This window comes from Bradyrhizobium sp. CCBAU 51745, assembly GCF_028128715.1.
Lineage (GTDB): Bacteria > Pseudomonadota > Alphaproteobacteria > Rhizobiales > Xanthobacteraceae > Bradyrhizobium > Bradyrhizobium manausense.
This window is the reverse complement of the sequence record NZ_LBJP01000089.1, coordinates 62,644-76,517: the sequence shown is the minus strand read 5'-3', so window position 1 is coordinate 76,517 and position 13,874 is coordinate 62,644. Positions and strand designations below refer to the sequence as shown.

The window sequence follows — 13,874 nt, the reverse complement described above, 5'->3', positions numbered from 1 at the left end:
CTTGAATGGCTGGCCTGTCACCCGCAGAGGCGCAAGCTCTCGTTCAGGGCACGATCGAATTCGTCGCCGCAACCGGCCTGAGTGCGGCGCGCGCCCTCGGCATCACGCCGGTGCTTCCCGTCTTCACCCGGCCGCGTATCAGCGGCCTCATTCGAGGAAGCCTGACGATTGCGATCGGCCTGCCTTGCCTCGCTCAGATCAAGCTCGGTCTGCAGACCCTTGACCCAAACACGCGGCTGGTTAGCGTTACCATGCTTGGCTTGAAGGAGGTGTTCGTCGGTCTTGTGCTCGGCATTCTGCTCAGTATTCCACTATGGAGCATACAGGCAGTCGGCGACATCATCGATACCCAGCGAGGAATTTCAAGCCAAGTTGCGGGGGAGGATCCCGCGACGCACAGCCAAGCGTCCGGTACCGGGCTTTTTCTCGGAGTTACGGCAGTTACGATCTTCGTTCTGCTCGGCGGGCTGCAAACCATGGTAAGCGGCCTTTATGGCAGCTACCTGGTGTGGCCGGTCTATCAGTTTCTGCCTGCCGTGACAGCGCAGGGGGCCATGGAGTGTCTCGCCCTTCTCGACCGTATCATGATGACGACCTTGTTAGTCGCCGGTCCGGTGCTGGCCCTGCTGCTGCTGGTCGATGTCTCAATTATGATGCTCGGCCGCTTTGCACCTCAGCTCAAGATGAACGATCTCTCCCCGATGATTAAGAATGTTGCATTCGGGGTCATCATGGTCAGCTATACCGTCTATCTGCTTGAATACGCCGGAGCTGAAATCCTGACCTCGAACAACATGCTCGGGTATCTGAAGAAGCTGTTGAAATGAGCTCTACGAGCGAGGAGAAAAAGCTACCTCCGACGCCCAAGAAGCTGCGCGATGCGCGCAAGAAGGGGCAGAGCGCGCGCAGCTCCGATCTTGTGAGCGGCGTCAGCGCCTGTGCCGGTTTCGGCTGCCTGTGGTGGCGAGCGGGTGCGATCGAGGACAAGTGGCAGGAGACGGTTCGCCTGGTCGACAAGCTGCAGGAGCACCCGTTCACAAACGCGGTGCCGCAGGCACTCAGCGGATTACTAGAACTCTCGATTGCCACTGTTGCTCCGTTGCTCGCTGCTGCCGTGACAGCAGCCCTTCTGGCCAATGTTCTGGCCAATGGCGGCTTTATGTTTGCATCGGAGCCGCTCCAACCGAAGCTCGAGAAACTGGATCCAATCAAAGGCTTGAAACGCATCGCCTCAAAACGCTCGGCCATTGAGCTTGGCAAGACCCTGGCTAAGGTGGTCTTGCTTGGTGCGGCCTTCTTTCTAGTCGTGACCGCGAGCTGGAAAGCGCTGGTGTACCTGCCAGTTTGCGGCATGGGCTGTCTTGGCGTCGTCTTCACCGAGGTTAAACTGCTGATAGGGATTGCCGCTGGGGCGTTTCTGGTCGGCGGATTGGCTGACCTTCTAATCCAGCGCTGGTTGTTTATGCAGGATATGCGCATGACGGAAACGGAGGCCAAGCGGGAGAACAAGGAACAGCAAGGCAGTCCGCAAGTGAGGCGAGAGCACCGGCGTCTGCAGCAAGAGTCCGCCAACGAGGCTCCGCTCGGCATCAGTCGGGCCACGTTGATATTGCGGGGATCGGCAACATTGATTGGGCTACGCTATGTTCGCGGCGAAACCGGCGTGCCCGTCTTGGTCTGCCGTGGCGAGGGTGAAGTTGCTTCACAGCTGCTTCGTGAAGCGCGCGCGCTGCGCCTCAACATTGTGGATGATGATGTTTTGGCGCGTCAACTGCTCGGCAAAGCCAGGCTTGGGAACCCGGTTCCTTCGCAATATTTCGAGTCGGTCGCAAAAGCACTCTATGCGGCTGGGCTGGTCTAGATCATTCTGTGCTTGCGCTGCGATCTGCAACATACGCATCGATGGATGCTTGGATCTGTTGCGAGAACCCGATGGACTCGCCCGATAGCTCTTCAGCCCGCGGCTTCGCCGCCGGGACACCAAATCAGCTGCGGCGCCAAGCGCAACAAGATGTTTGACGATTGCGACAAGTTCAGCGCCTGCATGCTCGAGGATGTCGGCTTGTATCGTCTTGGCTAGAGGGCCGCTGGCCATCGGATGACAAGCCGGTCGTGCTGATCGTGAAGTACGCCGGCTTCTATCCGGAGCACGCTCTCAGCCGCGCCTGTTTCTCGATGGTCACCTCGCGAGCAGCGCTGCTACGGCCTGATAAGATCACTCCGTTGCACCGTCTCAGGCTGAACGCGGAGCATCACAGACCGCTGAGAGGTTTGGGGTTCTCTTGTGCCCGGAAGCTTACCAGTTGGCTCGGCACGGCCGAGATCGTCGTGATCGCCCGATAATGTCTCACGGCGCATCGACAACTGCGCCCTCCTCGCCAGGGAGACCGCTCCACGGGAAAACCTCGCAATGCCGAGCGCGCACGGATCAGCGACCAAAAAAGCGCGCGCGCCACACCGCAAAATATCTTCACGAGTGCCGAAAGCGCAATGATTCAGAATCACTGTGCTGAGACAATAGGCCTCGACCGGTTCCGCACTCAACCAAATTATGGCGGAGGGAAGAGAAGAACGCCGCCTCCCACTAGTCTAATACTGTCTGGATCGGACGAAAGCGTTCAGGTCCGGCACGATGTATCCAAAGAGACGCAGAACTGTACATTTCGTGCCGCAACGAAAGCGCCCATGACCCACCGTCAAAAGCGCTTCACAACGAACGCTGAATCGGCTCAATCGTCCGGTCGTAGTACGCGGACATCACTTGTGAGATTCGATCGAGCTAATTAGTTTTTGGCCATCACGTCCTCGCATCCGGCACCGGCTCAGCGACTCGATCGAAGCCGCGTTCCAGTTAGGAGGTGTCTGCCAAAGAATGTTGCGAACGAAGAAATCCACGAGCTTTAGTTCGCAGTAATTGCCTGGCACTCCGTGGTTCGCGTTCGGCACCACAAGCATGTCGAAGAATTTTCCTGCGTCGATAAGACGGTCGGCAAGCTGGAAGGTGGATGATGGATCGACGTTTTCATCCAGTTCGCCGACAATTAGCAACAGCTTACCTCGTAATCGGTGCGCGTTGTCGACGGCGGAGGATTGTGAATATTCGATGCCGACAGGCCAGCCCATCCACTGCTCATTCCACCAGATCTTGTCCATTCGGTTGTCATAGCAACCGCAATTGGCGACCCCAACCTTGTAGAGCTCAGAATGGAAGAGGAGAGCGCTCACCGCATTCTGACCACCGGCGGACGCACCAAAAATGCCAAGGTTTGAAATATCGTACCACGGATAGTTTACGCTCGCCGCCTTGTGCCATAGGATTCGGTCGGGAAGGCCACCGTCCTTAAGATTCTTCCAGGCGACGTCGTGGAACGCTCGCGAACGGTTGTTCGTCCCCATTCCATCGATCTGTACAACGACGAATCCAAGTTGCGCGAGCGGTTCGGCCGAGGCTGAGAATGACTTCGGAACGAAAGAACCGTGGGGACCAGCATATATTCGCTCAACGACCGGATATCGCTTGGTTTGATCGAAATTAATGGGAAGGTGAATGACCCCCCAAATATCAGCCTCGCCATCTCTCCCCTTCGCATGAAAGCTGAGCGGCGGCGTCCAGCCAGCGGCCACGAGCTCCGAAATGTCGGCGTTTTCGACCTGCATGAGCTCCGAATTGTCAGTGGTTCGATATAAGATCAAGCTCGGCGCAAGATCGATTCGTGAACACAGGTCTACATAGTAGTGGCCATCTGGCGAGAACTCGATGTGATGATTTGCCGCTCGAGGCGTGAGGGCAGTCAAGCCCGTCCCGTCAAATTTGATTCGGTAGCCATGGATGAAGTAAGGATCTTCGCTTGGGTTCATTCCGCTCGCGCCAAACCAGATCTGGCGCGTCACCGGATCGACAAAATAGACCGTGCGGACCACCCACTTGCCTTTGGTGATCTGATTTTTAATCTCGCCGGTTTGGCCATCGAATAGGTAAAGATGCTCGTATCCGTCGCGCTCGGACGCCCAGATGATCTCCTTCCCGTCTGCGATGTTATACTGAAAGATTTTGCCAGTGCACTCCTGGTCCATGTTCAGCGGCTCATAGTCGACGAAGGTCTTGCTGCACTCATCGATCAGCGAGCGGACTTCTCCGGTGGCTGCTACCACTTCTAGAAGGCGATAGAGCTGATGACCTCGTTGATTATACTTAAAAGTGAAACCTCGACTGTCCTCCCACCACTCGATCGGCGAAAGTTCGTAAGGATTTCGGAATAGATTGTTGTCGAGACGGATCTCGCGTCGGCTGCCGATCTCAAAGAGCACCGGATGTGCTTCTGTCAACAGGTCGCCAGGTTTAGGATACGTCATGGTCCGGCGCCTCGGATGAAGCTGGTCGGTCGGCGACGATTCGATGAAATGAATCTTACGCTCGTATCCGGGTCGGAACCGGTATCCCGCAAGATAGCGCGAGTTCGGAGACCACGTAAGCGTGGACAAGCCGTAGTAATTGCTCTCGGATCCGTCCCACGTCAAGGGCATGTCCTGCGAGCCATCCTTGCTGCACAGGAATAGATTGTGCCTATTGATATAGGCCAGCCATTTACCATCAGGAGATGCGCTTTTTTGCTTCGGATCATTTTCTACCGGAGGGCTGCCATAGGGGTTCTCCTCATGGACTTCGGAGGAAGCGTTCTGGTTTAGACAGGTGTAGCTCACAAGATCGCAGCTCCACCTGGTGCTATCGATCTGGAAGCTGATCTCGCGACCATCGCTAGCCAGGTCAAAGCGACGGAACGGCAGATTGCCAGCGTCGCAATGTCTCTGCGTTGCTCGGGTCAGGGCGGCAGCTAGCTTATCATGATCAAAGGCCAGCTGCTTTGCGCCCGTGACAGCGTTCACGAGGATGAATTCGCGCCGGCCCCTTACCCTTCGGCAATAAGCAAAGGCCTCACCACCTGACATCCAGAACGGCACGTCCGCGACATTGACCGTGAGCTGAGCATAGTAGCCATTGATCGAGAGCGCTCGTTCGTAATCCGCTACCTGCAGGATCTCGTGTCCCAGAGTATCTTTCCGGCGGTCCACGGCTACCTCCTCATCTGAGCTAACGGAGCGATCGTTAAGGTGCCCCGTATACGAAAGGAGCAATAAGGCTCGCTGATAGGGTGCGGCTAAGTCGTGCGCCGAAAGATTTCCAGCCCCCTTTCGGTTCGATCCTCCTCGAGCTCCGTCCAAGTCCTCCCTGCAGAAATGATGCCATCGAAGCTGCAGGCGCTATTACGTTGTTATCCGATCCCCTTGTCGGCTAGAGCACAAAGAGTGACGCGAACACGAATGTGTTAAATCAAACACAGCCTAGGAGTCCGCAGTAGCGGCAGGTCGAGCGAACAACGTTAGGCAGCGGTCATCTTTCGAAGCCGTGACTCCTAGAGAAATATGAACCTGCTTCGGACGCGAGTGCGAGGGCATACAACACACACAAGGACACGCGACCTTGCACAGTTGCGCCACAGTACGCGGTTTCAAGTGGCAGGTAGTTGCCAGAACCTCCGAGCCGGCGCGGATGTCGGCTGCAGTCTCGTGGACATTTGTTCGAAGGACGTCCAACGTGTGTTTGATGCAACCTTGGCTGAATTACTTCAATCCTGTCGTGGGCGCGGCTCTTGCCGCGCGCGACGCTTAGTTCGCAGAGATTCCACCAGAATGCTATGGACCGGCCCAGGAACATATCTCCTTGAGAAACTGAACCCGAGCATCTCTGCCCGTAAGCTCACTAACGAGGTGACGATGGGCTCGGTTAAGCGAACCGCTCCAAGTTGGAACGAGAAAAAAGAAGGTTTAAACCCCGTCCCAGGGGCTAAGTTTTAGCGCTCGGGAAATTCCGCTTTGCTGGACGGCCAGCGTCCAGCCGCTTCGGGCCACTCCGCGAACAGGAATTGCAGTGGATTGCTATGTGCTGCCGATGCTGCTTCGGCGCGACAAACATCGCGCCGGGCGATCACATCCCGTGTCAGTCACCGGCTTTTCGACTTCGTCCGCCACCACTTCTTTCAAGCCGTTCGTCTGGCTTGGGGCTACATGGCATCGTCGCTGGGCAGTTCAAGCCGGCGAGGGGTTCGATGAGCCCGGAATGCCTTCTAGACCCCTCGCGCGAACTGGCGCACCGCTGAGTGCCGTCTAGCCGCCCGCGAGCACAAACTGATTTAGCAGAAATACGACGGATCCTGCCTTCAAATGCCGCCGAACGTCATGGTTGCGATGTTAATGTCCCTCGACAATCGGCTGGGGGAACAAGCATGGCTCAGGCATTTCGCAGTACCGTCATGGCACTCACTTGCTGGATGACTACGTCGCGTCCGGCCTCGCGCTAGCCGCTTCATTCACCGCCGGCTTTTGCGTCGAGCGCGCCTTCATCAAACGGTCCCAGCGCGAAATGATCCGTCAATACGGCGCAGGCTGGCAGGCTGGTAGCGAGCGCATAGAGTCTGGCGGACCAACTAGTTAGGCTTTCGGCCGGGTAGAGCTGGCCGTGGATAAAGAAACGGTCAGTGGAACGTCTCGGCTCGGCAGAAGACCCAGGCTCTGCAATATGTCGATCACGGGAGGCGAAACCTGTTGGGGGGCGTGCGTGCAATCGTCGCTCAACAACTCTGCCAGTTCAGGCACTTGTGGGAGTGGTTGATGGCCTGATGCCGGTGCGGCAGACGGCAGGGCAAGGTTCGGCGCCAGCGCTGAAGGAACGTCCCCAGGCCATTCGATCTGTGCCGGCGAATTAAACCCTGGCAAGACCGCCGTAGATATCTGAAGAAGTCCCCGGTGCCGCAGACGTAGCTCCGCCCGGCAAAGCAGGCCCAGGGTGGTGAATGAGCTGAACGTCCTTCGGCCCCTCCGGTCCCAAGATGGCCGTGTACCGTTCGCCGCCAATCTCCAAGTTCATGATTGGATGTTCCGCAACAGGCAAGAAGTCCCACTCGCCCAAGGTGGACAGCATCATGTCGGGTGCCAACTGGGTGCCATGGGAAAAAGTCTTGGGAACCGCGAGCGAAACATCAAACGTATCTCCGATAGCGGGCGACCGCAGATGAACGAGCTGAACATCTTCGATCCCTCCCGGTCCCAAGACGGCCATATAGCGTTCACCTCGAATATCGTAGGCCTTTACCCGTTGTCCGGCATCCGGCAAGAGGCCCCAACGGCGAAGCCTGTGCATCGTGTTCGGCGCCGCTTGAGTCCCGTGGGAGAAATCTTCGGGCACGCATAAAGACACATCGAAGGCCTCGCCGATAGCCGCGAACCTCCGCTCAGGCCTGGTCTGGGTCGCGGCGCCTTCATTCATCATCTGTCCAGATTGGTGTTCAGAGCCGGAATCTGGCTGCCGAAAACTCGGCTGCCAAGTCGCGGCATTGAAAAGGTCTTCTTGAGCAACACTTTGCAGCGGCAACGCGATGGTTCGACTCATCGTTGGCCCGGGCACCGGTGCATCGAAGGTCGGCGCCGGCATGAGGTTCTCGCGATCCGCAGCATCGAAAAGCGCGTCTTGAGGGACACCTTGCACCGGCGATGGGATGGTTGAACTCATTGTTGGCCAAGGCACCAGTGCATCGAAGGTCAGTGCCGGCATGAGGTGCTCGCGATCCGCGGCATCGAAAAGCGCGTCCTGAGAGACACTTTGCACCGGCGAGTGAACGGTGGAACTCATCGTTGGCCAAGACAACGGTGCATCGGAGGTCGTTCCCGACAAGAGGTTCTCGCGGTCCGCGGCGTCGAAAAGCTCTTCCTGAGCGACACTTTGCACCGGCGAGTGGGACATTGAACCGACTGTTGGCCCAAGCATTGTCGCCAGCAAGAGGCTCTCGCCATGGGCTGCATCGAAAAGCACATCCTGGTCGACACTTTGTACAGGAGAATGGGCTAACCCCACTCCATGCCAGACCTGCGGAGCATTGAGCCCGGGCGGCAATGAGTCGCGCCCCTCCGCAACCTTTCCTATCGGCTGCTCATCGGCCGGCCGCATGGGCGTGGGATCGGACGGCTGAATGGCGCGAACTGCCTCCTTCCCCGCCCAAAATATTCTGCCTGATCGCGCGATAGTCGCGAAGGTCGTTCAAGGCGACGATGAGGTGCTTGTCATTCGGAAACAATTTGCCCGCGTAGCCAAGCAGGGTATCATCATTGAGCTCGGCAATGGACAGGGGGCGGAGCGTTGCCGCCAACTTCCGCAGTGTGCTCGCATAGCCCTCGGCCGTATTCTTGCCGATTGGTCGACCAAAGCGTGCCTTGGCGGCCTCCCTGATGAGACTCTCATCTTCCCTGGAAGGACGGTAATGCGTTGAGAGGGGGAAAGCGTCGCCGTCAGGCTGGCGGTACCTACTGACCATTGACAATGCTGGGGCGATGATCTTGTCGAGTGGCAGCAGCTTCCTTGCGTAACCGAGTAAAGCATCGTCTTCGAGCCCAGCAATTGATTGGCCGTACTGCTTCAGCCCCTCGGCTAATTTGCGAAGCCGACGATCATAAATTTCGACGGTGGTCTTGCTTGGCGGTGGCCCTTCATCGAGGGCCGCGGCCGATGCTGCCTGGATGAGGCGATCGTCTTCCTCAGTGACATCATATTTCGCCGCGTGAGCACATATGGGGCCCGCTTCTCGCGCGCTTGCCAGGTGCTGCTCAAATGCCGGATGCGACTGTTGCCGCTGTTCCACGTCGGCGTCTGACGCAATGGACCCTTTAGTGGCTGAGTTGATTGTGTTGAATCGGTCCATGTCGGCAAGCCTAGCTTTCTTCGTGCTTGCTACTCACGTGAGCTGTCCAAAACCTGACGCGGTCGGGAGGAAAGGTCGAATGAAACGCGAATGGTGCTGGCGGGCGCCTCTCTGGCGCTGCACTGGCACGCACGTCGCTACGAAGAGGCACCGATCGTCAGGGAAGTCGCGTTCAGGCACCCAGGAAGGATTCCTCATGCTCCCATTGTTTGAACCGACGTGCCCTTTACAGAGGATGAAGGGACGGCAGCCGCCGTATTCGCTCAGAAAATGCTATTCAAATGATTGGATGGGGACGACGACTGCGGAAAGCAGTCGACAGCGCTTGGCATGGAGCTTCGATAGGAAGGCGCTCTAGCCATAACGGGGTGGCGCGAAACGACCGACCCGGGCGCAATGATCGCTGATCTGCGGTTCTGAAATCACCCACAATATTGAGGCGCGCTATGCCATGCAATTCTTCCTGGCGTGCCGCCGCCACTCCTAAGTTATGCCCAGAGACACGCCACCTAGATCTACGGCCTCTCGCTTCCACCATCTCTCCGGCAAAGCCCTCAGACAGCTCGTGGCGGACTTATTGAGCACCCGCACGCCACCTCAGAATTTCTTGCGAACTCGAGTCGAGCGGTTGAACAAGATCCACCAACTGTCTCGATGGGACCCAAAACTAAGGACTGCAGCCATGTGGCCCCAATGAGGGGCGCCACCATCGCGACGCATGGGGCCGCGGCATGCTACGGCCTGCTGACGGCGCTCAAGCTCGAGCTCTTGAAGAGCAACTCCGGAAATGCGACTAAAAGCGCTTATGGGGCTCTTGAAAGAGCCAAAACTTTCTCCCCAGCGTCTGGGTCCAAGGTTAGCCCCGACCAACTATCCGACAGGCGGCTTGGTGGACCAACTTGGAAAGCGGCTACGATTTCGAGTCACGATCTCAGACTCAATAGTATTGCAGACACAGTGGGTGCGTTTGCTGTAGCTGTGGAGGCACCCTGTCATCGGCTAGGTTGATGCCCTTCGCTCAACCGTATCCACGCGATCCACCGATAGTGACGGCTACTGGATTTGGTAGGTTTGTTGTCTCCTGGCTTGAGCTAGTGGTTAAAGCCGCTTGAACAGAGTCCCCGCGCACGGGGTGCGCGCCGGGACGGGAGAAACTCGATGCCATCGACCGCGCTGCGCCGCACCTTTTCTGCAGTGATCCTGTTTGCCTACGCGGGAATAGGGACCGCGGGGGCCGACGATTCGCCGCCCCCCGTGCAGGTCGTGACGCCGGCCGGACAAAAGGCTGGAGCCAGCCAAACTCCTAGTATGCCATCTGCGGCCGAGCAGCATCGGCTGCCGACCGACTCGAGCACCAGACAAACGCTTGAGCTTCCTGGAAGGACGCTCTCTTTCCTCGCCACGGCCGGCTCCATCCGTCTGTTCGGCGACAAGGGCGAGCCCCAAGCCGACATCGCCTATACGTCCTATCAGCTTGACGGCACCGATCGCGGCACCCGCCCTGTAACATTCTTTTTTAACGGCGGACCCGGCTCATCGTCGGCCTGGCTGCAACTCGGCAATGCCGGACCGTGGCGGTTACCGATCAATGCAGCCGAGGTCACTCCATCGACCTTTCCGGAGGCGAGTCCGAACGCGGAGACTTGGCTCGATTTCAGCGATCTAGTGTTTCTGGACCCAGTAGGTACCGGCTATAGCCGATTCTTGGGTACCGACGATGATGTACGCAAGCGGCTCTATTCGGTTGACGGCGACGTCAATGCGCTCGCAGTGGTGATCCGCCGCTGGCTCGAGAAGCATGACAGGCTATTGTCGCCAAAGTACATCGCGGGCGAAAGCTACGGGGGCATTCGAGGCCCAAAGATTGTCCACCAGCTGCAGATGCGGGAGGGCATAGGCGTTAAGGGTCTCATCATGATATCGCCCGTGTTCGACTCCGAGGCCCGCGCGGGTCTATTGCAATACGTCGCGGCTCTGCCAAGTTATGCCGCGACATTCCGTGAGTTGAAGGGGCCGGTCAAGCGAGACGATCTCATTGAGGTGGAGGCTTATGCACGCGGCGAGTTTCTGGTCGATCTTATGAAAGGTCAGCAGGACAAAGAAGCAACCACGCGTCTGGCCGACAAGGCCGCGGCGCTGACCGGAATCGACCAAGCGACTAGTCGTAGGCTCGCGGGCCGAATTAAACTCGCCGAGTTCCGCCGTGAGTTCGATCGTAAGAGCGGCAAATTAATCGGAAACTATGATGCATCGGTCCGTGGTCTCGATCCGTATCCGGACTCCAATTTCAAGCTTTCGGGCGATGCCTCGAGCGATACGCTGCTAGCACCGCTGACTAGCGCTAGTGTCGATCTCCTTACACGCAAGCTTAAATGGCGGCCGGACGGCTCCTATGAGCTCATCAACCGCACGGTTGGACAAGCTTGGGATTTCGGCCGCAGCCCTCCGGAGTCAGTTTCCCAACTGCGCCAGATCCTTGCAACGGACCGAAAGTTGAAGCTGCTGGTCGGGCACGGCCTGTTTGACCTCGTTACGCCTTACTTCGGATCACAGATCGTACTCGATCAATTGCCACCATTTGCCTCGGCACCGCGCGTCAAGCTTGTAGTCTATCCGGGCGGTCACATGTTCTATTCACGCGACGCTTCGCGCCAGGCCTTTCGTGCAGAGGTCGAAGCGATGATGAAGTAGCGCCGGTGGAGCCCACCAACTGCGGCGAGCTGATACAGTAGCGATAGCTTCGCCGTCGGTTTGTTCGCGCCGGCGAGCAGTCTACTTAACTTGCAACTATATATAAACGATACAGCACCCCCTAGCAACGACGGATGCAGCACGTGCAAAGCAGGCTCCAGAGCTTGCTCTTGCGGCGATCAATCATTTGTTGGATCACGATTTTGACGACCCGTTCAATAGGCCTGCTGTGAAGGGCAGGTCATCGCTTTGATCCGGATCTAGGAAGCCAAATCGACGTCTGCTCTCTTCGCCGGACGCTACACCCAAGGATTCCGCATCGGCAACAATGTCGAGATCAAAGCCGTAAAGACAAGCGCGCTTTGCGGCCAAGCTCAGGTACGATCTGCTTGCAGCGGCTTGACCGCGACCTGACTGAAGACGCTTTTGGCGGCAGCGCTGCAAGTAAAATCGATTGAGTCGATCGCAGGATGGTTGGCCACCTGCCGGGCCTGCGCCCCTCAGGTCCGTCCCCCGCGCGCGGCAAAACGCTGCTTTGCAGTCGCGATGTCTGACATCACCGCTTCGCGCTGCGTTGTGAAGGTGTCATCGACGAAGGTGATCGTTGGGATCTGCGGTTGATCGAGGATGACCGGATGGTAACGGCCGAAGCCGTATTCGTGGATGCCTGTCGATCCGCCGCCCGGCGCGGGAAAGCTCAGGTGGTTGAATGAGGCGACCACGCCGAAATTGGCTTGCGGATAGAGCGAATAGCGGGGCACGTGGCTCATCGGAATGAACCCCATCTGCGCATCGTACTGCATTTCGGCGATCGGTGCGACGCCGGGAAAGCGCTGCGCCAGTTCGTCAACTAGCTGGCGGGTACCTACCAGCATGTCACCGTCGCAATTGTTTTCCCACAGGCCGCAAATGTCGAGGAAATAGGCATCGATTGCAAAGCGGCTGACGATACTAGCGATACGCTCGCGCAGATGGTTGCGCCAACTCGCGACGGCGAGGTTCATGAATACCATGAAGCCATCGCCCTTCCGGTCACCATCCCAGTCGACGTAGTTGGCGGGAAAGAAGTCGCCGTTGCCGTCACGCAGCCGTGCATCGGCGATTTTTGGGAAGTCAGGGTCGTTTCTCCGCGCGACGTTGCTGCCGAACATGACGGCGATACGATAGCCAAGCGTTTTCGCCTTTCGCACCAGCCTGGCGAATGCCACCTCGCCACCGGTGCGAGCGCCGACCTCGAATCGCGGATAGTCCCAGTAATAGCGTCCGTCCCAGCCGTTCAGGAACACCATCACGTTACGGGGATCGATCTGCTTGGCTGTCCAGCGCAGTATCTCGAGCTGCTGGTCGAAATCGTTGTGGACGTAGCCGGTCCAGTGCTGCCCGTGCAGCGACAGCACTAGGGCAAGTTTCTTCATCCAGTCCGGCGCGTCGGAGCGCTGCTGGAAGTCGGGGAGTTGCCAACTTTTGGCGACCCAGTCGAAATGTGTTTTCGCGACGCTTGCGAAATCGGGTGCTGCGACGATGCGCCATTTACACGTCGTTGCAGCCTGCGGCCGCTCCCAGGCGCCGGGCTCGTACACGAGTTCGGTCTTGTAGCCGTCCGGCCCCGCTAGAAAAGCGAAGCGAGCCGGTCGCACCTCGGTCTGCAGCGCCGATATGCCCCAGAAGCGCTTGTCATGCCCCTCCACCACAGCGAGGGGGGTAGCCATGCCGCCCCCGAGCGCCGGATATTCGAAAACCTGCTCGTCATCGCCGAAGTCGCACCACGCCTCCGCCGCCAGGGAGATACGCCCACGCGGCAGGCCACGGACGATCGTTTTGATCGCCTTAATCGGCGCGTCAATCGCCGCCTCGACGGCCCATTCGATGGCACCGGCGGCGGTTAGCCGCAGTTCCGCGCTGACAAGCCCTGCCTTCGATTCCTGGCCACCGGCCCAGCGCAACCTGGTTCCAGCCATCCGGACGCGATCTATGCGGCGTTCGATCGTCACGGCCAGGGGATCAATCCCAAAATTGTTCTCGAAACTGATGACCTCAAAGGCGAACAGCAACCCCGCGAACTGGATCGACGGTTCCGGGTTGGAGAAGCTGAACTTCTGAATGCCCCAGCCTTTGGACGGCGTGAATACGCCGTCCGTCGAGTTCAACGGCTCCATCCCGCCCAATGGCGGAGCCGCCTGCGCGGGACCGGTGGCATCGATCTCCCCGAAACCTGCCGCAGCTCCGATGAGCACCGTGTGCCTCGTGACATCAATCATCAATCGACTCGCGTAAAACAGTGTCGTCAAGACGGGTAAATATCAGCAGAGTCAGTATGCCTCTCGATGCCACTCCACACACGCGCGACGGAAAGTGCTAACCAGCGCCTACGCTGCCGACGCCCCTTGAGCTGCACGTGCTTCGGCGGCACGGCGGAATCCAAATCGCTGCTGCTGA

General features: G+C 58.2%; 7 protein-coding genes. 3 read left to right on the top strand and 4 right to left on the bottom strand.

The window, feature by feature from the left end; genetic code table 11:
* Window positions 1-5: 5 nt before the first annotated feature.
* Both sctT and XH98_RS30625 read left to right on the top strand, forming a co-directional pair.
* Window positions 6-827, top strand: a complete 822-nt coding sequence (gene sctT / locus XH98_RS30630) for a type III secretion system export apparatus subunit SctT (RefSeq protein ID WP_271620835.1) — start codon at window positions 6-8, stop codon at window positions 825-827.
* A complete protein-coding gene (locus XH98_RS30625; protein ID WP_271620834.1) occupies window positions 824-1,861 on the top strand; it encodes an EscU/YscU/HrcU family type III secretion system export apparatus switch protein in 1,038 nt (345 codons plus the stop codon). Before sctT ends, XH98_RS30625 begins: the two co-directional genes overlap by 4 nt.
* A gap of 896 nt (window positions 1,862-2,757) precedes the next feature.
* On the opposite strand, the gene XH98_RS30620 is transcribed toward XH98_RS30625, so the two are convergent.
* The 3 genes from XH98_RS30620 to XH98_RS30610 all read right to left on the bottom strand — a co-directional run bounded on the left by XH98_RS30620 (window position 2,758) and on the right by XH98_RS30610 (window position 8,747).
* Complete coding sequence (locus XH98_RS30620; protein WP_271620833.1) at window positions 2,758-5,070, bottom strand: S9 family peptidase; 2,313 nt, start codon at window positions 5,068-5,070, stop codon at window positions 2,758-2,760.
* A 1,687-nt stretch (window positions 5,071-6,757) separates the two neighbouring features.
* Window positions 6,758-7,999 (bottom strand): hypothetical protein, encoded by a 1,242-nt coding sequence (locus tag XH98_RS30615; protein WP_271620832.1) that lies wholly within the window; start codon window positions 7,997-7,999, stop codon window positions 6,758-6,760.
* Window positions 7,983-8,747 carry a hypothetical protein gene (locus XH98_RS30610; protein ID WP_271620831.1) on the bottom strand — a complete coding sequence of 255 codons (765 nt, stop codon included), beginning with the start codon at window positions 8,745-8,747 and terminating at the stop codon, window positions 7,983-7,985. Before XH98_RS30610 ends, XH98_RS30615 begins: the two co-directional genes overlap by 17 nt.
* Before the next feature lie 1,158 nt (window positions 8,748-9,905).
* On the opposite strand from XH98_RS30610, the gene XH98_RS30605 reads away from it, so the two are divergent.
* Window positions 9,906-11,438, top strand: a complete 1,533-nt coding sequence (locus XH98_RS30605) for a S10 family peptidase (RefSeq protein WP_271620830.1) — start codon at window positions 9,906-9,908, stop codon at window positions 11,436-11,438.
* 500 nt (window positions 11,439-11,938) lie between these two features.
* On the opposite strand, the gene XH98_RS30600 is transcribed toward XH98_RS30605, so the two are convergent.
* Window positions 11,939-13,696: a hypothetical protein gene (locus XH98_RS30600; RefSeq protein ID WP_271620829.1), complete on the bottom strand. Its 1,758-nt coding sequence runs from the start codon at window positions 13,694-13,696 to the stop codon at window positions 11,939-11,941.
* Window positions 13,697-13,874: the final 178 nt, after the last annotated feature.